This is a genomic window from Cupriavidus sp. USMAA2-4 (genome assembly GCF_001854305.1).
Classification (GTDB): Bacteria; Pseudomonadota; Gammaproteobacteria; order Burkholderiales; family Burkholderiaceae; genus Cupriavidus; species Cupriavidus malaysiensis.
On the sequence record NZ_CP017749.1, the window covers coordinates 1,809,289 to 1,831,909 of the forward strand.

Annotated in this window: 17 protein-coding genes; 8 read left to right on the forward strand and 9 right to left on the reverse strand. The window is 70.5% G+C overall.

From position 1 onward, the window contains the following. The first annotated feature begins 82 nt into the window (after positions 1-82). Positions 83-1,534 carry an aldehyde dehydrogenase gene (locus tag BKK79_RS28095; RefSeq protein WP_071039452.1) on the forward strand — a complete coding sequence of 484 codons (1,452 nt, stop codon included), beginning with the start codon at positions 83-85 and terminating at the stop codon, positions 1,532-1,534. 37 nt (positions 1,535-1,571) lie between these two features. On the opposite strand, the gene BKK79_RS28100 is transcribed toward BKK79_RS28095, so the two are convergent. Further along, positions 1,572-2,336 (reverse strand): sulfite exporter TauE/SafE family protein, encoded by a 765-nt coding sequence (locus tag BKK79_RS28100; protein WP_071016819.1) that lies wholly within the window; start codon positions 2,334-2,336, stop codon positions 1,572-1,574. 530 nt (positions 2,337-2,866) lie between these two features. Here BKK79_RS28100 and BKK79_RS28105 point away from each other — a divergent pair. The 3 genes from BKK79_RS28105 to BKK79_RS28115 are packed head-to-tail and all read left to right on the forward strand — an operon-like array spanning position 2,867 to position 8,637. Beyond that, positions 2,867-4,246, forward strand: a complete 1,380-nt coding sequence (locus BKK79_RS28105) for a TolC family protein (protein WP_231908263.1) — start codon at positions 2,867-2,869, stop codon at positions 4,244-4,246. Then, complete coding sequence (locus tag BKK79_RS28110) at positions 4,230-5,507, forward strand: efflux RND transporter periplasmic adaptor subunit (RefSeq protein WP_083384255.1); 1,278 nt, start codon at positions 4,230-4,232, stop codon at positions 5,505-5,507. Before BKK79_RS28105 ends, BKK79_RS28110 begins: the two co-directional genes overlap by 17 nt. A gap of 13 nt (positions 5,508-5,520) precedes the next feature. Then, positions 5,521-8,637, forward strand: a complete 3,117-nt coding sequence (locus BKK79_RS28115) for an efflux RND transporter permease subunit (protein WP_071016818.1) — start codon at positions 5,521-5,523, stop codon at positions 8,635-8,637. A 111-nt stretch (positions 8,638-8,748) separates the two neighbouring features. Here BKK79_RS28115 and BKK79_RS28120 read toward each other — a convergent pair whose 3' ends face one another. The 7 genes from BKK79_RS28120 to BKK79_RS28150 form a co-directional block, all read right to left on the reverse strand. Then, positions 8,749-9,186 carry a PIN domain-containing protein gene (locus BKK79_RS28120; RefSeq protein ID WP_071039453.1) on the reverse strand — a complete coding sequence of 146 codons (438 nt, stop codon included), beginning with the start codon at positions 9,184-9,186 and terminating at the stop codon, positions 8,749-8,751. After that, the gene (locus tag BKK79_RS28125) at positions 9,173-9,418 is read right to left on the reverse strand and encodes an AbrB/MazE/SpoVT family DNA-binding domain-containing protein (RefSeq protein ID WP_071039454.1); all 246 of its coding nucleotides are present in this window, start codon (positions 9,416-9,418) and stop codon (positions 9,173-9,175) included. Before BKK79_RS28125 ends, BKK79_RS28120 begins: the two co-directional genes overlap by 14 nt. A 71-nt stretch (positions 9,419-9,489) precedes the next feature. Beyond that, on the reverse strand, positions 9,490-10,299 hold the full coding sequence (locus tag BKK79_RS28130; RefSeq protein WP_071039455.1) for a LytR/AlgR family response regulator transcription factor: 810 nt from the start codon (positions 10,297-10,299) through the stop codon (positions 9,490-9,492). A 7-nt stretch (positions 10,300-10,306) separates the two neighbouring features. Continuing rightward, on the reverse strand, positions 10,307-11,506 hold the full coding sequence (locus BKK79_RS28135; protein WP_071039456.1) for a sensor histidine kinase: 1,200 nt from the start codon (positions 11,504-11,506) through the stop codon (positions 10,307-10,309). A 4-nt stretch (positions 11,507-11,510) separates the two neighbouring features. Beyond that, on the reverse strand, positions 11,511-12,473 hold the full coding sequence (locus tag BKK79_RS28140; RefSeq protein ID WP_071039457.1) for a sterol desaturase family protein: 963 nt from the start codon (positions 12,471-12,473) through the stop codon (positions 11,511-11,513). Positions 12,474-12,563: 90 nt separating this feature from the next. Continuing rightward, entirely contained in the window at positions 12,564-13,220 is a 657-nt protein-coding gene (locus tag BKK79_RS28145) for a DUF6622 family protein (RefSeq protein ID WP_442873305.1), read from the reverse strand. Positions 13,221-13,356: 136 nt separating this feature from the next. Continuing rightward, on the reverse strand, positions 13,357-14,280 hold the full coding sequence (locus BKK79_RS28150) for a LysR substrate-binding domain-containing protein (RefSeq protein WP_071039459.1): 924 nt from the start codon (positions 14,278-14,280) through the stop codon (positions 13,357-13,359). A gap of 142 nt (positions 14,281-14,422) precedes the next feature. On the opposite strand from BKK79_RS28150, the gene BKK79_RS28155 reads away from it, so the two are divergent. Then, positions 14,423-15,058 carry a hypothetical protein gene (locus BKK79_RS28155; protein ID WP_232346467.1) on the forward strand — a complete coding sequence of 212 codons (636 nt, stop codon included), beginning with the start codon at positions 14,423-14,425 and terminating at the stop codon, positions 15,056-15,058. A 46-nt stretch (positions 15,059-15,104) separates the two neighbouring features. Here BKK79_RS28155 and BKK79_RS28160 read toward each other — a convergent pair whose 3' ends face one another. Further along, the gene (locus tag BKK79_RS28160) at positions 15,105-16,481 is read right to left on the reverse strand and encodes an amidase family protein (RefSeq protein WP_071039460.1); all 1,377 of its coding nucleotides are present in this window, start codon (positions 16,479-16,481) and stop codon (positions 15,105-15,107) included. 215 nt (positions 16,482-16,696) lie between these two features. Here BKK79_RS28160 and BKK79_RS28165 point away from each other — a divergent pair, with 215 nt between their 5' ends. The 3 genes from BKK79_RS28165 to BKK79_RS28175 are packed head-to-tail and all read left to right on the forward strand — an operon-like array spanning position 16,697 to position 22,553. Next, positions 16,697-18,193, forward strand: a complete 1,497-nt coding sequence (locus tag BKK79_RS28165; protein WP_232346468.1) for a TolC family protein — start codon at positions 16,697-16,699, stop codon at positions 18,191-18,193. Between the two features lie 30 nt (positions 18,194-18,223). Then, a complete protein-coding gene (locus tag BKK79_RS28170; protein WP_071039461.1) occupies positions 18,224-19,411 on the forward strand; it encodes an efflux RND transporter periplasmic adaptor subunit in 1,188 nt (395 codons plus the stop codon). A 1-nt stretch (position 19,412) separates the two neighbouring features. After that, complete coding sequence (locus tag BKK79_RS28175) at positions 19,413-22,553, forward strand: efflux RND transporter permease subunit (protein ID WP_084085269.1); 3,141 nt, start codon at positions 19,413-19,415, stop codon at positions 22,551-22,553. Positions 22,554-22,621: the final 68 nt, after the last annotated feature.

Here is a 22,621-nt window from a genome sequence, read left to right on the forward strand (position 1 = left end):
TGGCACGGCACTGCCGGCCAGGGCCGGCGCAGCGTCGCGCCGCCATCACGGCGCCATCACGAACCAGGAGACGAGGACAGCGATGCAGGATATCCAGATGCTGATCGGCGGCGCCATGCGCGCGGCCGCCAACGGCGCCACCTTCGCGCGGCGCAATCCGCTCGACCAGAGCGTGGCCACGCGCGCGCCCGCCGCCACGCCCGAGGACGCGGTGGCGGCGGTCGAGGCTGCCGCGCAGGCGTTCCCGGCCTGGGCCGCGCTGGGCCCGGGCGAGCGGCGCGCGCTGCTGATGCGCGCCGCCAAGGCGCTGGAAGCGCGCGCCGAGGACTTCACCGCCGCCATGGCGGCCGAGACCGGCGCGTCCGCCATCTGGGCCGGCTTCAATGTGCACCTGGCCGCCGGCATGCTGCTGGAGGCCGCCGCCCTGACCACGCAGATCGCCGGCGAGGTGATTCCCTCCGACGTGCCCGGCAGCCTGGCCATGGCAGTGCGCCAGCCGGCCGGCGTGGTCCTCGGCATCGCGCCGTGGAACGCGCCGGTGATCCTCGCCGTGCGCGCCATCGCCACCCCGCTGGCCTGCGGCAATACCGTGGTGCTGAAAGGCTCGGAGCTGTGCCCGGCCACCCACGGGCTGATCATCGAAGCGCTGCAGGAGGCGGGCCTGCCGCCCGGCGTGGTCAACTTCGTCACCAACGCGCCGGCCGACGCCGGCGCCGTGGTCGAGGCCATGGTGGCCCACCCGGCGCTGCGCCGCGTCAACTTCACCGGCTCCACGCGCGTGGGCCGGCTGATCGCGCAGACCTGCGCTAAGTACTTGAAGCCGGTCGTGCTGGAACTGGGCGGCAAGGCGCCGATGGTGATCCTCGACGACGCCGACCTCGATGCCGCGGTGGCCGCGGCGGCCTTCGGCGCCTTCGCCAATTCCGGGCAGATCTGCATGTCCACCGAGCGCATCGTGGTCGATGAGACGGTGGCCGACGAGTTTGTCGCCAGGTTCGCCGCCAAGGCGCGCAGCCTGCCGCTGGGCGACCCGCGCCAGGGCCCGGTGGTACTGGGCTCGGTGGTGGACCTGGCCACGGTGGAGCGCTGCAATGCCCTGATCGACGACGCGCTGGCGCAGGGCGCCACGCTGGTGTGCGGCGGCAAGGCCGACAGCACGCTGATGCCGGCCACCGTGCTCGACCATGTCACGCCGTCGATGCGGATCTTCCGCGAGGAGTCCTTCGCGCCGGTCAAGGCGGTGGTGCGCGTCAAGGGGGTGGAGGCCGCCATCGCCACGGCCAACGACAACGAGTTCGGCCTCTCCTCGGCCGTGTTCGGCCGCGATATCGCACGCGCCTGGCAGGTGGCGGCGCGCATCGAGGCGGGCATCTGCCATATCAACGGCCCCACCGTGCATGACGAAGCGCAGATGCCGTTCGGCGGCATGAAGCATTCCGGCTACGGCCGCTTCGGCGGCAAGGCCGGCATCGATGCCTTCACCGAACTGCGCTGGGTGACGGTGCAGACGGCGCCGCGCCACTACCCGTTCTGACGTCCGGTGCGTTCGGGGCCGCCACGGCGCGGCGGCCTCAGCCGCGCACCAGCATCACCAGCGCGATCGCCAGCAGGCACATGGCGAACAGCGCGCGCAGGCGCCGCTCGGGGAGCCGGTGCGCCAGCGCGACGCCCCAGGAGATGGTCAGCATGCCGCCCAGCGAGAGCGGCAGTCCCGCCGCCCAGTCGACCTGGCCGGCGTGCGCGTAGGCGGCCAGCGCCACCAGCGCGCCCGGCGTGACCAAGGCCAGCGCCAGCCCCTGCGCGGCGGCCTGGCGCTGGCCGAACAGCCCCACCAGGGCCGGGGCCGCCACCACGCCGCCGCCCACGCTGAAGAAACCGGAGAAGGCCCCGCCCACCACGCCGACCAGCGGCAGCCAGCGCGGCGACAGCCGCGCCCGCTGCGCCGTGGCGGCGCGCCCCGGCAGCAGGCGCCACCAGAAGTAGAGCGCCAGTCCGATCAGGAAGGCGGCGAAGATGCGGCGCAGCAGCGCGGCATCCAGCGCGGTGGCCAGGCGTGCCGCGGCGTAGGTGGCGAGCACGGCCGACATGCCCAGCAGCAGCGCGGTACGCAGCGGGATCTCGGCGCGCCGCCGGTACTGCCAGAAGCCGATCAGCACATTGGGCGCGATCATCACCAGCGCCGTGCCCTGCGCCAGCTGCTGGTCCATGCCGTACAGCAGCCCCAGCGCCGGGATGGCGATCAGCCCGCCGCCGATGCCGAACAGTCCGCCGACCGCGCCGAGCAGGCCGCCGAGGGTGAAGAGGGCGAGGAAGGGCAGTATTGAATAGGTGGACATCGTCGGGAGATCGAAGCGAGGGGGGGCGCGGGGGGCCGTGGGTCGACATGGCCCCGGCGAGGTGGCGGGGCCGCCGGGCCGCGCGCTGAGCAGGGGCGCCGTTCGGCCTGGGTCAGGATCCAGGATTCAAAGTCTTAATCATAAAACATTGTTGCGCCGGAGCCGCTGCAGGCAAGCGCTGCGCTGATGCCGGGTGATGCCTGCTACCCGGATGACAGGCACCCGGCCGTGCTGCGGCCGGTGCGGCCGGTGCGGGAATGCGACGCGGCAACGTATTTCCTTGTCAGTTTGAAAGCTGTTTGTAATCATCTGCGGTTTAAATCTCGCAGGGACCGTCGGGCGCAGTCCACTCTGGCGAAATCCGCCGGAATTCCATCGCGTAGCCGGCGGATGGCGGCAGCTGGATGAAAATTCACTGCGAAGTGCGCCATACATCTCTTTAGTTTTGCGCGATCCCGCATCCACCTTCTGATTCGAACCCAAGCCTTCTGATCGTGCGTTTTTCCCTGACTTGTGCGTCTTCCGCCGCCCTGATCGCCGTCGCCGCCAGCGCGCACGCGGGCAGCGGGCCCCTGCCGCCGGACGGCCCCTGCCTGCCGCCGCCGGCCAAGGCCGCCCTGACCCTGGCCCAGGCCAGGCTCGACGCCTTGCGCTGCAACCGCGACATCATCGCGGCGCGCCGCGGCGAGGAAGCCAGCCAGGCCGATATCCAGGTGGCTTCGCAGCGGCCCAATCCGGTCTTGAGCCTGGGCATGGCCAACATCAACCCGCACCTCGGGGTCGGCAGCGGCGGCCCGCGCAGCAAGACCGTGGATTCCACCTTCCGCATCGACCAGCTCATCGAGACCGCCAACAAGGGCGGCCTGCGCGAGCAGACCGCCCGGCGCGCCAGCGCCGCCGCCGGCGAGATGCTGCAGGCCGTCACCGCGCAGCAGTCCACGGCGGTGGAGCAGGCCTTCTACGATGCGGCGGCCAGCCAGGAGCGCGTGGCCGTGCTGACGGAAACGGTGGCGCTGTACGGCCGCACCCAGCAGGCCAACGAGACCCGCCTCAAGGCCGGCGACGTGTCGCGCGCCGACGTGACCAAGCTGCAGCTCGACGTGCTGCGCGCGCAGGCCGACCTGCGCCAGGCCAGCGCCGACCACCTGCGCGACAAGGCCATGCTGGCGCAGGCCATCGGCGTGCCCGGCACGCTGCAGAGCAATCGCCTGGTGCCCGACTGGCCCGCGCTGGATGCACCGGCGCCGGCGGTCGCCCCCGACACCCTGGAACGCCGCCCCGACGTCACCGCGGCCGAGGCCCGCCTGGCCGCCGCCGCGTCCGCGCGCGACCTGGCCCGCGCCGGCCGCGTGCCCGATGTCACCATCGGCGCCCAGGCCGAGCACTACCCGGTGTCCGAGACGAATACCACCGGCAGCGGCAACAGCTATGGCGTGTTCATCTCGATCCCGCTGTTCGTGCGCCACAGCTTCGGCGGCGAGGCGCGCCGCGCCGAGGTGGATTACTACGCCGCGCTCGACGATCGCAACCGCGTGCTGCTCGAGGCGCAGAACGAGATCGGGCGCCTGCACGACCAGGTCGAGGCGGCGCGCCAGTCGCTGCGCCAGATGCGCGAGGCGGTGCTGCCGGCCGCCGAGAGCGTGGCCGCCAGCGCCGAGTTCGCCTACAACAAGGGCGCCTCGGGGGTGCTCGACCTGCTCGATGCGCGCCGCGCGCTGCGCCAGACGCGCCTCGACGCGGTCGGCGTGCAGAGCGAATTCGCCAAGGCGCTGTCGGCCTATCGCGCCGCGCTGCAGCGTTCCAGCACGCCCCCGGCGGAGGCCGCCGGCACCACCAGCCCCGCCAGCCTGCCGAGCCAGGCCCTTCCTTCCACGAATTCCCAGGTCAGTACCGATGCGCCGCGTCCTTGATCCGCAGTCCCTGTCCCAACGCCAGCCCCAGCCTCGGCTCCAGCCGCTGCCGCCGTCGGCGCCGAGCGCCGCCGCCCGGCTGGCCGCGCTGTCGCTGGCAGCCCTGGCCCTGACCCTGGCCGCCTGCGGCAAGGGCGAGGCGCCCAAGGCCGACGATGAGCCCAAGGTCAGCGGCGCCACCGTGACCTTCCCGGCCAGCGTCAAGGCCCTGCCCGGCATCGCCGGCGAGGCGGTCAAGCGCGGCGGCGAGCGCGTGGTGAGCCTGCCCGGCCGCCTGGTCTGGGACGAGGACCGCACCGTGCGCGTGGCCTCTCCCTTCGCCGGCCGCGTCACCGGGATCCTGGTCCAGCCCGGTACCACCGTGAAGGCCGGCGAGGCGCTCGCCACGCTGACCTCGCCGGATTTCGGCGCGGCCCAGGCCGACGCGCGCAAGGCCGCCGCGGATCATGCGGTGGCGGCCAAGGCGCTGACGCGCCAGCGCGAACTCTACGAGGCCGGCATCGTCGCCCAGAAGGAACTCGAGCAGAGCCAGGCCGACGCCGCGCGCGCCGCCGCCGACCTGCAGCGTACCCAGGCGGCCCTGCGCCAGTACGGCCAGGCCGGCGCCGACGTGGTCAACCAGCGCTTCGCGCTGCGCAGCCCGATCGCGGGCCTGGTGGTGGAGCGCAACATCAATCCCGGCATGGAACTGCGCCCCGACCAGCCCCCCGCCGCGCCGCTGTTCCTGGTGACCGACCCGACCGCGCTGTGGGCCCAGCTCGATGCCGCCGAGGCCGACATCGGCCTGTTCCAGCCCGGTGTCGACGTCAAGCTGGTGTCGGCCGCCTACCCTGGCGAGACCTTCACCGGCAAGGTGGTCAAGGTGGCCGACTATGTCGATCCCACCGCGCGCAGCGTCAAGGTGCGCCTGGCCGTGCCCAATCCGGACCGCCGCCTGAAGGCGGAGATGTTCGTCACCGCCAAGCTGCGCGCCGCCTCCTTCGACGGCATCGCGGTGCCCGCCAAGGCCGTGTTCCTGGCCGATAACCGCAACTATGTGTTCGTGCGCACCGCGCCGAATATCTTCGAGCGGCGCCAGATCCGCGTCGGCCTGTCGCTGCCCGGCATCACCGAGGTGCGCGAGGGCCTCAAGGACGGCGAGGTGGTGGTGACCGAAGGCAACCTCTACCTGCAGGACATCCTGCGCGACGCCACCGCGGTCAACGCCGCGCGCGCGGCGGAGCAGGGCCGGCCGGCCGCCGGCTCGGACGCGAAGCACTGAGGACGGCCGCCCCATGATTTCGCGCATCGTCAATTTCGCCCTGCACCAGAAGCTGTTCGTCTGGCTCGGCCTGCTGATCTTCGTCGGCGGCGGCCTGGCCGCCTTCAAGAACCTGCCCATCGAAGCCTTCCCGGACGTCTCCGACATCCAGGTCAACGTCATCACGCTCTATCCCGGCCGCGCCGCCGAGGAGGTCGAGCGCCAGGTCACCATCCCGATCGAGACCGCGCTGGCCGGCACCCCTAACTCGGTGCGGGTGTTCTCGCACACGCAGTTCGGGCTGTCCTTCCTGATGGTCACCTTCAACGACCGCGCCACCGACGTCACCGCGCGCCAGCAGGTGATCGAGCGCCTGCGCAGCGTCGACCTGCCGGACGGCGTGCATCCCGACCTGGCGCCGCTGTCCACCGCGATCGGCGAGATCTTCCGCTTCCGCCTGGCCGGCAAGGGCTATACGCCGCAGGAACTGCGCACGCTGCAGGACTGGGTGGTGGAGAAGAACCTGCGCCAGGTGCCCGGCGTGGCCGACGTGGTCACCATCGGCGGCAGCATCAAACAGTACGAGGTGAACCCCAACCTGGGCAAGATGCGCGATTACAAGATCTCGCTGGCCCAGCTCTTCACCGCGCTGCAGCGTGGCAACGCCAATGCCGGCGGCGGCGCCGTCGCGCACGGCCGCCAGCAGTACCTGCTGCGCTCGCTCGGCAGCTTCCGCACCTCGGCGGATATCGCCAACGTGGTGGTGGCGGAGAACAACGGCACGCCCATCCTGGTCAAGGACATCGCCGAGGTGAAGATCGGCGCGGCGCCGCCGCAGGGCCTGATGGGCCAGGACGACGAGGACGACATCGTCTCGGGCATCGTGGTGATGCGCAAGGGCGAGAACCCCTCGCTGGTGCTGGAAGCGCTGAAGAAGAAGATCGACCTGCTCGACGACCAGATCCTGCCGCGCGGCGTCAGGATCGTGCCGTACTACGATCGCTCCACGCTGATCGACAAGACCCTGCACACGGTGTTCGGCAACCTGGTGGAAGGCGCGCTGCTGGTGATGGCGGTGCTCTACCTGTTCCTGGCCAATGTGCGCGCCGCCGCCATCGTGGCGCTGGTGATCCCGCTGGCGCTGCTGTCGACCTTCATCGGCCTGACCTGGGTCGGCATTCCCGCCAACCTGCTGTCGCTGGGCGCGATGGACTTCGGCATCATCGTCGACGGCGCGGTGATCGTGGTGGAGAACATCTTCAAGCGCCTGGGCGAGTTCAAGGAGCAGCAGATCCAGGACAACAAGGCGCGCATGCACGCCATCCTGCAGGCCACCACCGAAGTGGGCCGGCCCACCGTGTTCTCGATGATCATCATCATCGCGGCCCATATTCCCATCTTCACGTTGCAGCGCCACGAGGGCAAGATCTTCGCGCCCATGGCCTACACCGTGACGGGCGCGCTGGTGGGCTCGCTGATCGTTTCGCTGACGGTGGTGCCGCTGCTGTGCTACCTGCTGCTGAAGAAGAACATCGCCCACGACGACAACTTCGTGGTGCGCTTCTGCAAGGGGCTTTATGAACCGATGCTGGCCTGGGCGTTGGACCACAAGCGCTCGGTGGTGGGCATCGCGGTCGGCCTGCTGGTGGCCACCGTCGGCGTGGGCAAGTTCCTCGGCAGCGAGTTCCTGCCCGAGCTGGACGAAGGCTCGATGTGGGTCAGCTTCGACCTGCCCGCCTCGGTTTCGCTCGACGAGGCGCGCGACCAGGCGCGCCGGCTGCGCGGCGTGATCCGGCAGACGCCGGAGGTCAATTCGACCATCTCCAAGGTGGGCCGCCCCGACGACGGCACCGACCCGAAGCTGATCAACACCGTCGAGATCCTGGTCGACCTCAAGCCGGACAAGCTGTGGCGCGCCGGCTACGACAAGCGCAAGATCATCAACGAGATCAACCGCAACCTGCGCCGGCTGCCCGGCATCGAGCCCAACTTCTCGCAGCCGGTGCGCGACAACATCCTGGAGAGCATCTCGCAGATCAAGGGCCAGATCGTCATCAAGGTGCAGAGCGACAGCCTGGAGCACAACAAGGCGGTGGCCGACCAGATCCTGGCCAACGTGCAGTCGGTCCGGGGCGTGATGCGCGCCTTCATCGACCGCGACGGCGAGCTGCCGCAGTATGTGCTCGACTTCGACCGCGCCCAGGCCGCGCGCTACGGCATCAACGTGGCCGACGTGCAGGACCTGATGGAGACCGCGCTGGCCGGCAAGGCCGCGACCGAGCTGTGGGAGGGCGAGAAGCACTTCAGCGTGGCCGTGCGCCTGAAGCCGGGCGAGCGCGAGCTGCCCAACCTGCCCAACATCTTCATGCAGACGGCCGATGGCGCGCAGGTGCCGCTGTCGCAGCTGGTGAGCTTCCGCGCCGCCTCCGGCGCGATGAACATCAGCCGCGAGAACGGCCAGCGCACCACCTCGATCGGCATCTTCATCCACGACCGCGACATGGGCAGCGTGGTCAAGGACATGCAGGCGCTGGTGGCCAAGAACGTCAAGGCGGACGACGTCAAGATCAACTGGTCGGGCGAGTTCGAGAACCAGGAGCGCGCCATGGCGCGGCTGTCGATCGTGGTGCCGCTGTCGGTGCTGCTGATCTTCCTGCTGCTGTTCAACGCCTTCAAGTCGTTCAAGAGCGCCACGCTGATCATCTCGAACATCCCGTTCGCCCTGATCGGCGGCGTGTTTGCGCTGTTCCTGACCGGCATCCCGCTGTCGGTGTCGGCCGCCATCGGCTTCATCGCGCTGTTCGGCCAGGCGGTGCTCAACGGCGTGGTGATGGTGACCTACTTCAACCAGTTGCGCGAGGAAGGCATGCCGGTCCGCCAGGCCGTGCTGACCGGCTCCATGGACCGCCTGCGCACGGTGCTGATGACCGCGCTGCTGGCCATGCTGGGCCTGTTCCCGATGGCGATCTCGCGCGCCATCGGTTCGGAGACACAGCGTCCGCTGGCCATCGTCATCATCGGCGGCCTGATCACCGCCACGCTGCTGACGCTGATCGTGCTGCCCACGCTTTACGAATGGATGGTCGGCCGCAGCTGGCCGGATGAGGAAGTGGGCGAACACAACCGCCTGTCGGGCGCGCTGCCCGAGTAAGCGCGGCGCGGACGCGGCGAGACCCGCCATTGCCCCCGGGCGATGGCGGGTCTTTTTCCATCGGGGCCGGGGAGGGCCGGGCGCCGCCTCCGGCGCATGCCGCCGGCGGCTTCAGAGGAAAGGGTTCGCCAGCACCGGCCCGCCCTCGACGGCGAGGCCGTGATGCATGTCTTCGCTGTAGAGCGTCTCGCAGCCCTCGAGCGACGCACAAGCCACGATGCAGGCGTCATAGAACGCCAGGCCGTACCGCGCGGCGAGACGCCGCGCCAGGTCGTGCATGTCCACGGTCAACGGCGCGATGCGGCACAGGCTCTTGACCAGCGTCAGGAACTCGTCGACTTCGTCCCAGCGCATGCCGAGCTTGCGCACGCAGACGTGGGTGACTTCGTTCAGCACCTGGACGCTGATGACCGGCCTGCTGCGCAGCAGCGCTTCGGCGCGGTCGGCCTTGGCGGCATCGGCCGACAGCAGGTAGAGCAGGACATTGCTGTCAAGGAATCCTTCGGCCTTGCCGCGACCCGCTGCGCGGGAGGACTCAATCCCGCCCATCGTCCCGCTCGTTGGCATCGTCGCGGCTGAACTTGAAGTCGGCCGGGAGCCGGCCACGGAATCGGCGCAGGCGCTGCAGCAGTTCATCCGTTCCCGGCTTCCTGCGGATGGCGAAGGTGCGGGACTGCTCGACCACGATCTCGATATCGTCGCCCTCGCGCAATTCCAGCGCTTCCACCACGCTTGCCGGCAGGCGCACGGCGAGGCTGTTACCCCACTTCGCGACTTGCATTGCAACCTCCTGCTTGGATATACATCCGGAATTGTATATCCAGTCCGGCGCCGGCGCATGCCGGCGCGGGCCTACATGGCGCGGAACAGGTCCGCGTACAGCCGGCTCACGCTCAGTGTGTCGCCATGGCCGCGCAGGTGCAGCGTGAGCCGGCCGGCGTCGTCGCGCACCGCGCTGGCGATGGCGGTGCAGCGCACGATGGTGCTGCGGTGGACCTGCCAGAACACGGCCGGATCCAGCCGCAGCTGCAACTCGCGCAAGGTCATGCGGATCAGGTGCTCGTGCGTGGCCGTGACCACCCGCACGTACTTGTCGGCGGCTTCGAAATAGATGACCTCGTCGACGGGCACCAGGGAAATGGTGTTGCCGGCGCTGGCCTGGATCACCTGCAGCGGGGCCGGCCGCACGGGCGGCTGCGCCACGCCGGCCTGCAGCAGCGCGCGCAACTGGTCCAGCGGCGCCTCCCAGGCGGCGGCGCCTTGCGCCTGCGCGCGCCGTCCCAGCGCCGCCTGCAGGCGCGCGCAGGTCTTGGCCAGCCGCTCGGGCTGGGCCGGCTTGAGCACGTAGTCGGCGGCGGCGTGCTCGAAGGCGGGCAGGGCGTAGTTGTCGTAGGCGGTGACGAAGACGATCAGCGGGAACGGCCGGCCGCCGTCGGGCCAGTCCTCGGCCAGCGCCTGCGCGGCTTCCAGGCCGCTCATGCCGGGCATGCGGATGTCGAGGAAGAGCAGGTCCGGCTGCAGCGCCAGCGCGCGCTCGGCCGCGCTGGCGCCGTCGCCGACGGTCGCCACGATCTCCAGCCCGGGCCACAGCCGGAGCAATTGTGCGCGCAGGTCGGCGGCGAGCAGGGCTTCGTCTTCGGCGATGAGGGCGGTGGCGTGCATCGAAGGGTCAATGGCTGTTGTGAGGGGAGCGGGTGGCGTGGGCGGCGCCGGTGGCGCGCGCGGTCGCGGCAGGGCCAGGGTGGCGGGCCGCGCGGCCGTCCGGCCCGGCAGTGTCCGCCAGCGGCAGGCGCACGATGGCCAGCGTGCCGCCGTCGCCATCATCGGCCGCGTGCAGTTCCAGCGCCGCGCGCTCGCCGAACAGGTGGGCCAGGCGCTCCCGTACCTGCGCGGTGCCGAAGCAGCCGGGGTCGGGTGGCAGCGCGCCCAGCCCCACGCCGGTGTCGCGCACGGTCAGTACCAGGCAGTCATCCTCGCGGTGTGCGGCGAGGCGGATCCAGCCGCCGCCCACGGCGGGTTCGAGCCCGTGCTTGATGGCGTTCTCCACCAGCGGCTGCAGCAGCAGCGGCGGCACCGGCAGCGCCGCCAGCGCGGGCGGCAGCTCGGTCTCGACACGAAGCCGCTCGCCCATGCGGATCTGCATCAGGGCCAGGTAGTCGCCGATGCGGGCGAACTCCGTGGCAAGCGGATGGGTGCCGGCGCGCGAGGCGTCGAGGGTGGCGCGCAGGAAGGCGATCACGTGATTGAGCATGTCCTGCGCGCGCTGCGGATCCTGGCCGATCAGCACGCGCAGGTTGGCCAGCGTGTTGAACAGCATGTGCGGCTCCAGCTGCGACTGCAGCAGCCGCAGCTGGGTCTCGGCGGCGCTGCGCTGCGCGGCCTGCGCGCGCGCCTCGGTGGCCGCCAGGCGTGCGCGCGTGTAGTGGAAGTAGGTGATGCCGAGCGACAGCGCCAGCACCACGCACAGGCTCAGCAGCAGCGCGCGCGGGTTGCCCTCGACCAGCAGGCTCGGGTCCTGGGCGCCGCTCAGCCAGGCGGCGATGGCGTGGCCGCCGACGTAGCCGAGCACCCCGGACAGCACGATCCAGGGCAGCATCAGCTTCCAGTGCGGCCAGCTGCGCTCGCGCGCGGCGCCGAGCTCGACTTCGCTGCGGCCCGCTTCGAACCAGCGCAGGATGGCGAAGCGGCCGGCGCGGATCAGCAGCTGGATGGTGGCGGTGATGCAGGCCGCGTAGAGCAGGTTGGTGGCGAACGGCTCGCGGAACATTGTGCTGAAGAACAGCGCGCAGGACAGCGAGATGACCGCGCAGAAGACCAGCTCGCGCAGCAGCCGCATGCGCCAGGTGGCGGGCTGGAGAAGGCCGGCCATGCCATCAGCTCCCGCTCGGGCCATGTGCCGTCGCCGGCAATGCCGCTCCGGTGTGGCCGCTGCCCGCGATCGCGCCCGCACCCGCGCCGCCGGCATCGCGCCGCGCGCGCAGCGCTTCCGTGGTCTCGCCCGGGCCGTCGGGCGACCAGCCCGGCGGCAGGAACAGGTAGCCCAGCACGGCGCGCAGGCTGCGCGCTGCCGCCAGGTCGCGCAGCAGCGCGCGCCACTGGGCGAACTCGACGTGCAGCGGGTTGTAGCTGGTCATGGGGTGCACCAGGCCGTAGCGGCAGGGCAGGTCGGCGCGCTCCGGCACGTAGGTGCCGAAGAGCCGGTCGAACACCACCAGCACGCCGCCGTAGTTCGCGTCGAGGTAGTCCAGGTTGGAGGCATGGTGCACGCGGTGCGCCGAGGGCGTGTTGAGGATGCCCTCCAGCCAGCCCAGGCGGGGAATCCAGGTGGCGTGGAGCCAGAACTGGTAGAGCAGGTTGAGCGACAGCACGGCGAATACGATGGCCGGTGGAAAGCCCAGCCAGGCCAGCGGCACGAAGAACAGGGCGGTGCCGCTGGCCTTGCCCAGCACACCGATGCGGAAGGCCGCCGACAGGTTGAGTTCGTTGGGCGAGTGGTGGACCGCGTGGTTGCACCAGAACCAGCGCATGCGGTGGGCGGCGCGGTGATACCAGTAGTAGCAGAACTCCTGGCCGAGGAAGAGCAGCGGCACGGCGGCCCAGTTGTCCAGGGGCAGCGTGGCGACGCGGTGCGCGTGGGCCGCGTGCACCAGCGGCGCCGCGATCGACAGCGGCAGGAAGATGCCGACCGCCAGCCGCGCCGCCAGGTCGAAGGTGGAGACGCAGAAGGCGCGCCAGTCGTAGCGCTGCCGGCGCGACAGCACGATGGCCTCGATCAGCGCGAGCAGGAAGACGGCGGGAACGGCCGTATGGAGCAGGAAGCGGTCCAGGTCGTGCATGGCGGGCGGCTGGTCTCGTTGGGGGGCGCGGTCCGTGGCGGCGGGATGGCCGGTGGCGGGCTGGGCGTCCGCCCGGCCCGCCCAGCCTGCTCAGCCCGGCAGGCCCTGCGGCAGCGCGCTGCGCGTCAGCCTCCAGGCCTGCAGCCCGCGAGCCAGAAAGATACCGCTGACCCCACCATAGGCGAAAGCGAAGACAATCCCTAGGTCGCTGCGCAGGGCCAGGGCCGGGTCGCGCGCCAGGGCGACGCCGGCGGCGAAGCGGATGGCGAACAGGCACAGGATCAGCGCCAGCGGCAGCCAGCTGCCCGGCAGCAGCAGGTGGCGCGCCGACGGCGCCCGCCGCATGCCGCGCCACAGGCCGAGCCGGCGCGCCAGGCCGAGGGCCGCCGCGGCGCTGGCGCCCCAGGCGGCCAGCGCCAGCGGCTGGTGCGGAAAGGCCGCCGCCAGGCCGCTCCAGGACAGCACCGCCATCACCAGCGGCGCCGCCATCGCGCGGGCGGTCGATACCTGCTTTGGCGTGCTCTGGGCCAGGCCGTAGGCGACCAGGGCCGCGAGCAGCAGCCAGACCCAGCCGGGCGTGTGTTGCAGGATGGCGATCAGCATGGCATGTCTCCGGGTTGGCGGCGCCGGTCCCAGGGCAAAGGAGGCCTGGCGGCGGGCGTCGTGGTGGGGCGATGCGGCATCATCGCCGGACGGCGGCCGCGGCGCCGGGCCGCTGCGACGGAATGCGGGCGGTTGTCGTGAAATGCGGAGGAACGGCGACGAAACGCCGACGAAACGTCAACGGGCAGGGCGGTGCCAGCCCGTTTCAGGGTGATGTTGGCGCAACTCGGTGTGCGCCGCGCCTGCCGGGCGCGGCGCCCTGCCTCACGCAGGGGCCGGCTCAATCCGCCGCGAGTCCGTCGAGCGCCGGCCCGTGCCGCTCGCGGGCAGTACGGAACAGCCACGCGGTGAAGGAGCCCAGCGCGCGGTCGTCGGCATCGTCGCGGTACAGGCAGTGGTAGGGCGGTCCTTCCAGGCGCACCTCGGGGAACAGCGCCACCAGCCGGCCATGTTCGATGTCGTCCTGCACCACCGCGCGCGGTGCCAGGCAGACACCCAGCCCGCTCTGCGCGGCCTTGACCACCAGCAAGAACTCCTCGTAGAAAGGCCCGCGCAGGGTCTCGCCGGCGGCCACGCCGGCCTGGTGGAACCAGTACTGCCAGGCGCGCGCGATGCCGGCGTAGTGCAGCAGCGGCGCGTGGCGCAGATCGGCCGGGGCGCGCCAGTCCGGCAAGGCCGGGTGATGCGGCGAGCAGACCGGCACCGCGGCATTGGCCAGCAGGGGCCGCGAGACGAAGCCCTGGCGGCGCAGTTCGGGCGTGTAGCGGCGGATCACCACGTCGCAGCCTTCTTCGATGCGCTCGCTGTCGCGGTCGGGCGTGGCCACCACCTGGACCTCGATGCCCGGGTGTGCCGCGTGGAAGCGCGCCAGCAGCGGCAGCAGCCAGCCATGCGCGAACGACACCGAGCTGTTGACGCGCACCTGGCGGCGGTCGGGGGCGTCGAACATCTGCTCGGAGGCCTCGGCCAGGCGTCCGATGCAGCTCGCCACGTCGACGTGGTAGTGCTGGGCGCGCTGGGTCAGGCGCAAGGAGCGGCCATCGCGCTCGAACAGCTTCTGGCCGAAGAAGGCTTCCAGTACGCGGATCTGCTGCGCCACCGCGCTTTGCGTGACGTGGAGTTCCTCGGCGGCCAGGGTCAGGCTGTTCAGGCGTCCGGCGGCTTCGAAGCTGCGCAGGGCGTTCAGTGGCGGCAGGCGTCGCATGGGGCGTGGCTCGTCGTTCCTGTTGTGGCTGGTGGTGGTGGAGGGCAAAGCAAATCTAAAGCGTCGGTCAAGAAAACTCGTTTGTGGCGGCCGGGCCGGCTCCCTATCATGGCGCGACTGGACAGCCCCCCCGACAACCCCGATGCGGATCATATCGCCGTCCCCCGCGCCCGCGGCATCGAAGTGGCGCACCATCGCAGCCGGCGCAGGCCGGCGCGCCTGCCTGGCGGCCGCCATCCTGCTGGCCGCCTGCGCCGACCCGCCCGCCAATGAGCGCCAGATCGGCAGCGGCGGCAACCTGGTGCGCTACAGCTCCAGCCAAGTCGAGGTCGATCTGAGCGAGGCCGAGCGGCAGACCCTGCAGGGTCTGCGCGACCGCGTCTTCACCGGCACCACGCCGGAGCGGACCCTCGACGCCGTGGCCGGCGCCCTGACCGCGCTGGGCTTTGCCCCCGTCTCGGTGGACAAGGAGACCGGGCTGGTGGAGGCGGGCCGCAGCCAGACCCTGTTGCCGAAATGGCGCCAGCTGTTGCGCGGCGCCATCAAGCAGCGCGCCGGCATGCTCCCGGCCAAGCCCGACCACGAGCGGCTGGCCGCCATCGTGCTGGTGCGCGCCGGCCAGGGCGGCCGTGCCACCCTGGTGCGGGCGCGCTTCGAGCGCACGGTCTGGGACAGCAATGGCGATTCCCGTACCAAGACGGTGCTCGAGCGGGAGATCTACGACGGCTTCTTCGTGCAGACCGGCAAGGCGCTGTGCGCGCCGGCCTGCGCCGAGTGAGGGGCGGGCCCCTGGCGCACCGCCGGTGCCGGCCGCGCGCCTGGCGTCAGGCGCCGGATTCCTGCAGCCAGCGCGCCACCGCCAGAGGCGTGCGGTCTTCCAGCAGCGGCCCCACCACCTGCACCCCCAGCGGCAGGCCCTGCGCATCGGTGGCCACGGGCACCACGGTCGCCGGCAGGCCGGGCAGGGTGGCCAGCCCGGCCCAGGCGAGCTGCTCGCGGTAGAGCGCGGGCTCGCCGTCCAGGTCCAGCGTGGTGGCATCCCAGTCGACACTGTCGATGTGGGGGAAGGCGGCGCTGCCGAACGGCGGCATCAGTACCACGTCGAAGGCTTCGAACAGCCGGCGGCAGCAGTTCTGCCACTGCATGCGCCGGTCCATCAGGCCCAGCCATTCGTGCGCGGAGATGGAGGGTGGCGGGTTCGGACCGCCGCGCGTGGTGATGGTGAGCAGGATCCGGGCGTAGTCCTCGTGCAGCGTGGCCAGGTCGGGCAGCCATTCGCTGTGGCGCGCCACCTCGGCACCGCCGGCGGCGAGGCGCTCCGCAGCGGTGGCCACCGCGCCGCGCACGGCCGCGCTGGCGCGCGCCAGCGGGTGGGCATCCAGGGCCAGCACGCGCAGGCCGCGCATGTCGCCGTCGCGGCGCGCCGCCGGCAAAGCCAGGCGGTAGGCGGCCGCGGCCTCGCGGTCGGGGCCGGCCAGCACCTCCAGCGCCAGTTCCAGGTCCGCCACGCGGCGTGCCAGCGGGCCGGCCACCGACAGCACGTCGGGGGCGCTGGGGTAGCCGGGAAAGTCATGGCCGCGCGTGGGTACCAGGCCGTGGCTGGGTTTGTGGCCGCACACCCCGCAGAAGTGCGCCGGCACGCGGATCGAGCCACCGATGTCGGAGCCTAGCTCGAGCGGCACGAAGCCCGCCGCCAGCGCGGCCGCGGCACCTCCGGACGACCCGCCCGGCGTGCGCAACAGGTCGTGCGGATGGCGGGTGAGGCCGTAGACCGGGTTGCGGCTCTGGTAGTCGGCCAGCACCACCGGCACATTGGTCTTGCCCAGGAGGACGGCGCCGGCGGCCTTGAGGCGGGCCACGGCGACGGCGTCTTCGGTGACGCGCGCCTGCTGCGCGATGGCCAGGCCCCAGGTGCTGGGCAGGCCCGCCACCCCGAACGATTCCTTGACGGTGATCGGCACGCCCAGCAGCGGCCGGCGCTCGCCGCGCGCCAGCGCCGCGTCGGCGGCGCGCGCCTGCGCGCGGGCGCGCTCGAAATCGCGTACCACCACGGCATTGATGGCGCCGTCGCCGGCCTCGATGCGGGCGATGGCGGCGTCGCAGGCGGCGAGCGCGCTCACGTGCCCGGCGGCCAGGGCCCGGGCCAGTTCCGCGGCCCCGAGGGGGGCCAGGTCCGGCAGGCCGGCGCTGTTTGCTTGCATGGCATTCCCTCCGCGGGGATCTTGGCAAGCCGTCATCTTACGGTGGCGCCGAGGCGGCGCGCACCCGTCGCCAGCAGGGCATGCGCGGCGCCAGGTCGCCACGTGCAGGGGAAATCCCTAGGTAGCGAGTAAGCCATCTGTAACCGCGCGGAAAGGTCGCTGAAAGCTGTACTTGCGATAAATGCAGCACAAAAGAGAAAAGAAGGGAAGAACGCGTGTTGAAGCAGATGACGCCCGCCGGCCTGGCGACGGGGGTACTGGCTTTGCTGGCGCAGCTCGGCCAGCCGGCCTTTGCCATCGAATTGAAAGACGATACCGATCCTGCCGCCGTGATGCGCGGCGGCCGGAGCGCGCCGGCGAGCCGCGCTGGAGCGGGCCCGCTGTCCGGCTGGGACCGCATTGCCGCACCGGCCGCGCCCAAGGCGACGACGACTGCGGCGGCGGCCGACGGCGCCGCAGCGCGCGCGGCCGGGCGCCCCGCCGAGGCTGCCGTGCAGGATGCAGCCGCGGGCGTGATCGGCCCCGGCTTCTCGCTGTGGGAGCTGACGCAGGAACTGCGTGCCAACAATCCGCAACTGATCCAGGCGCGCGCGCTCTATCAGGCCGCCAAGGCCCAGGTGCCGCAGATCGCCGCGCCCAACAACCCGCAGGTCGGCTTCATCTGGGGCAACCTGCCCAGGAGCAGCCCGCTGGCCTTCGCCCGCGCTGAGCAGTTCAGCTATACGGTGACGCAGTCCTTCCCCTTCCCCGGCAAGAAGGCGCTGGCGGCGGAGATCGCCGATACCCAGGCGGAGTCGCTGGACGCGCAGCGCGACGCGCTGTTCCTCGAGCTCTACGCCCAGCTCAGCACCACCTACTTCCAGTCGCTGTCGCAGAAGGCCCAGCTCGAGGTGCTGCAGCTCAACCTGAAGCGGCTCGAACAGGTCAAGCAGGTGGCGCGCATCCGCTACGCCAACAACGCGGCCGGCTACGTCGACTACCTGAACGCGCAGGTGGCGCAGAGCAGCGCGCAGAACGATGCCTTCACGCTGGAGCGGCAGTACGAGAACGGCCTGAAGTCGATCAACACGCTGATCGGCAAGGCGCCGGCCTTCCCCCTGGAACTGCGCCGGGACAGCAGCGCGACGCGGCTGCCGGCCGCGCCGCTGCCGGAGCTGGAGGAGATGGCGCTGCGCGAGCATCCGAGCGTACGCGCCTCGCGCCACCTGGTGGACGCGGCCGAGAAGGGCGTGCGGCTGGCGCGCAAGGCCTACCTGCCCGACTTCCAGATCGTCGGCACCGTCAACGGCAACAATCCGCCGCTGGGCTTCCGGCCGGCCAGTTTCGGCATCGAATTCGACATCATCATTCCTCTGTTCTTCTTCACCAAGGAACGCTACGGGGTGGATGAGGCGGTGGCCAACAAGGTGGCCTCCGACGCCAATGAACAATCCGTGCGCCAGCAGACCCTGCTGGGCGTGAACACCGCACACAATACCCTGCGCCAGGCCGTCAACCAGATGGAGTTCCTGCGCCGCCGGCAGCTTCCCGAGGCGATGGCCGCCTACAAGATGGCCTTCACCAACTACGCCAACAACAACGCCGCTTTCACCGACCTGCTGACGGCCAGCACCGCCTTGAAGAACGCGGAGCTGGCGGTGGCGCAGGCGGAGGCGGACGCGCGCCAGGCGTACTACACGCTGGCGGCGGCGGTGGGGCGGGAATCTCTTTGATGGAATGCAGGATTAGCGGGATCTGAGCGGATGAACAAGAACCTGATGATGGGCGCCGGCCTGGTGGTGGCGCTGGCATGCGGCGCCGTGGGCGGCAATTTCTGGGCGCAGCGCAATACGGCGCAGGGGCCGGAGACGGCAGGCAAGGAGGGTGCGCCGGGCAAGCCGACGGCGCTGGCCGACGCGGCGGCCGGACAGGCCGCGCAGCCGCGCGCACGCGCCATCCCCACCACGCTGGCGCTGCCCGAAGGCGGCTTCGACCCGAAGATCGTGCAGAGCGCGACCTTCAGCGCGCAGCCGGTGCGGGTGGACATGCCGACGCCGGGCCGGCTGGCCTACAACGTGCAGCAGGCCAAGCTGGCCTCGGCGCGGGTGGCGGGCCGGGTGGAACGCATCCTGGTGTACGAGGGCGCCAAGGTGCGCGCCGGCCAGCCGCTGGCCGAGCTGTACTCGCCCGACTACATCGCGGCGCAGAACGAGTTCCTGCTGTCGCACAATGCCTACCACACCTTGTCGAGCAGCGACCTGAAGGAGCTGCTGGACGATGCGCGCCAGACCATGCAGTCGGCCGAGAACAAGCTGCGCGTGCTGGGCGCGAGCAGCGAGGACATCGCGCGCATCCGCGAGCGCGGCACGGTCAGCGAGACGCTGACGATCCGGGCGCCGATCAGCGGCACCATCGTCAAGCGTGAGATGGACCAGGGTTCCTACCTGAACGTGGGCGACGCGCTGATGAGCGTGATCGACACCAGCTCGGTCTGGTTCACCGGCAACCTGTACGAGCACGATATCCGCAACGTCAAGCTGGGCCAGGCCATCGAGATCGAGACGGCGGCCTACCCGGGGCGGCGCTACACCGGCCGGGTGAGCTTCATCGCGCCGAACGTCGATGCCGACACGCATACGCTGCAGGTGCGCTGCGACGTGCCCAACCCGGACGGGCTGCTCAAGCCGGAGATGTACGCCACCGCGCGCATCGTGACCGGCAGCCGGCAGGCGCTGGTGGTGCCGCAGTCGGCCATCGTCAAGGACCAGGGCAAGCTGGTGCTGCTGACGCAGCCGGACGCGCAGCACGTGCGCCGGCAGGTGGTGCAGGGCATGCCGCAGGGTGACGGCATGTTCGCCGTGACCGACGGCGTGCCGCTGGCGCAGCCGCTCAAGGTGTTCACGCAAGGGGGCATGCTGCTCAACGAGATGCTGCTCAAGCAGGAGTCCTGAGATGGCCTTCTCGCCGATTCAAGCCATCATCAAGCGGCGCCTGATGATCGTCTTCCTGGCCGTCGCCCTGCTGGTGGTCGGGGTCCTGAGTTTCCTGCGCCTGCCGCTGCAGGCCTATCCCGGCGTGGCGCCGGTGACGGTGCAGGCCATCACGCAATGGCCGGGCCGCAGCACGGTGGAGGTGGAGCAGCAGATCACCATCCCGGTGGAGAACGCGCTGGCCAGCGTGCCGGACGTGCAGTCCTTCCGCTCGGTGTCGCTGTTCGGGCTGTCGGTGGTGACGGTGAAGTTCAAGGAGGGCGTCGACAGCTTCAAGGCGCGCCAGAACTTCGTCACCTACCTGTCGCAGGCCAACCTGCCGCAGGGCGTGCAGTCGGATCTCTCTCCGGACGGCGATGCCACCGGCGAGATCCTGCGCTACCGCATCGAAGGCAACGGCGTGGACGTCACCACGCTGAAGACGCTGCAGGACTACAGCGTCTACAAGGAGATCAAGCACGTTCCCGGCGTGGCCGACATCACGGCCTTCGGCGGCATGGTCAAGCAGTACCAGATCGTGCCGACGCCGGAGAAGATGCAGGCCTACGGCCTCACGCTCAAGCAGGTCATCGACGCGGTGACCAATGCCAACGCCAACACCGGCGGCGGGCTGATGAAGGCCGGCGAGCAGCAGTTCGTGGTGCGCGGCGTGGGCCTGCTGCAGACGCTGGACGATATCCGCAACGTCACCGTGGCGGCGACCAACGGCGTGCCGGTGCGGGTGCGCGACATCGCCGAGGTGCGCGAGGGCCATGCTCAGCGCCTGGGCATGGTGCAGTTCGACCAGCATGACGACATCGTGCAGGGCATCGTGCTGATGAAGCGCGGCGAGAATGCCACCGAGGTGCTGGCGCGCGTGCGCGACAAGATCGACGAGATCAACCGCAACGTGCTGCCGCCCGACGTCAAGGTCAAGACCTTCTACGACCGGCAGAACCTGCTCGACCTCACCATGGGCACGGTGGAGCATGCGCTGTTCGTCGGCATCTCGCTGGTGCTGGTGGTGCTGTTCATCTTCCTCGGCAGCTTCCGCGCGGCCGCGGTGGTGGCGGCGGTGATCCCGCTGGCGCTGTGCGTGTCCTTCATCAACATGGATCACTTCAAGGTGCCGGCCAACCTGATCTCGCTGGGCGCCATCGACTTCGGCCTGATCGTGGACGCGGCGGTGATCGTGATGGAAAACATCATGCGCCACCTGGAGGAGGGCAAGGCCAAGCCGCAGGACGCCATCGTCAAGGCCACCGGCGAAGTGCAGCGGGCCATGATCTTCTCCACCGGCATCATCATCGTGGCCTACTCGCCGCTGTTCTTCATGGGCGGGGTGGAGGGCATCATCTTCAAGCCGATGGCCTTCACCATGGGCTTCGCGCTGCTGGCCTCGATCGTGCTGGCGCTGACCTTCGTGCCGGCGGTGACCTCCTTCGTCTTCAGCGGTTCGCTGCGGCCGCATTCGCCGCGTTTCATCGCCTGGATCCTGCGCGGCTACAAGCCGCTGCTGCGCGGCCTGCTCAAGCGCCCCGGCATGGTCTTCCTGGCCGCCGCGCTCGGCCTGGGCGCCACCCTGTACAGCTCGCGCTACCTGGGCACCGAGTTCCTGCCCACGCTGGAAGAGAACAACCTGTGGCTGCGCGTGACGCTGCCGGTGACCACCGACCTCGACTACTCGGCCGGCGTCGCCAAGGAGCTGCGCGCCTATTTCCGCGAGCAGCCCGAAGTCGCCGCCGTGGCGGTGCAGATCGGCCGTCCCGATGACGGTACCGATTCGGGCGGTGTCTACAACCAGGAATACGCGCTCTACTTCAAGCCGCGCGACGCCTGGCCCAAGGGCACGACCAAGCAGCAGGTGGTGGAGCGCCTGAGCGCGCGGCTGGACCGCGTGCCGGGCATCGAGTTCAACTTCTCGCAGTACATCCAGGACAACGTCAACGAGGCGCTGTCCGGGGTCAAGGGCGAGAACTCGGTCAAGATCTTCGGCTCCGACCTGCTTGCCCTGCAGGACAAGGCCAAGGAGGTGGAGGCGGTGCTGAAGAAGGTGCCGGGCCTGGCCGATGTGGGCATCTTCAAGGAACTGGGCCAGCCCACGCTGAACATCTCGGTGGACCGCGAGAAGATGGCGCGCTTCGGCCTCAGCGTCGACGACCTGCAGACCGTGGTGCAGTACGCCATCGGCGGCGACCCGGTCACGCAGATCCTCGATGGCGAGAAGACCTTCGGCCTGACCGTGCGCCTGAACGACAGCGCGCGCAGCAGCCCGGACGTGATCAACCGCCTGCTGGTGGACACGCCCGACGGGCAGCGCATCCCGCTGTCGATGGTGGCCAAGGTGGAGGCCACCGACGGTCCCTTCTTCATCTACCGCGAATCCGGCAAGCGCTATATCGCCATCAAGTTCAGCGTGCGCGAGCGCGATCTCGGCAGCGCGGTGGCCGAAGCGCAGGCCGAGGTCAAGCGCGCCGTGGCGCTGCCGGCCGGCTACACCATCTTCTGGGACGGCCAGTTCAACCAGATGAAGATCGCCCAGGGCAAGCTGGCGGTGATCGTGCCGGTGACCATCCTGGTGATCTTCCTGCTGCTGTACAGCACCTTCGGCAACTTCAAGGACGCGCTGATGGTGGTGCTGAACGTGCCGTTCGCGGCCATCGGCGGCCTGCTGTCGCTGCATATCGCCGGCGAGACGCTGAGCATCTCCGCGGGCATCGGCTTCCTGTCGCTGTTCGGCATCGCCATCCAGGACGGGGTGATCCTGATCTCCTACATCAACCGCCTGTCGCAGTCCGGCGCGGACGACCTGCATGAAGCGGTGGTGGAGGGTGCCTCGCTGCGGCTGCGCCCGGTGGTGATGACGGCCATGCTGGCCGGCCTGGGCCTGCTGCCGGCGGCGCTGTCGCACGGCATCGGCTCGGAGGCGCAGCGGCCGCTGGCGCTGGTGATCGTGGGCGGCATGGTGACCACCACGCTGCTGACGCTGCTGGTGCTGCCGGTGGTGTTCGCCTGGGTCAACCGCCGCCGCAACGGTGGGGGCAACGGCGGCAACAACGGCAATCATGATGGCGACTATGCTGGCGCCGAGCCTGCCGCGCTGGCGGGGGGCGCGAGCGCCTGATGGCGGCGGTGCCGGAGGCTTGCCGGCACCTGCCGGCACTTGCGCAGCCGCTCCGCCGGGGCCACCAT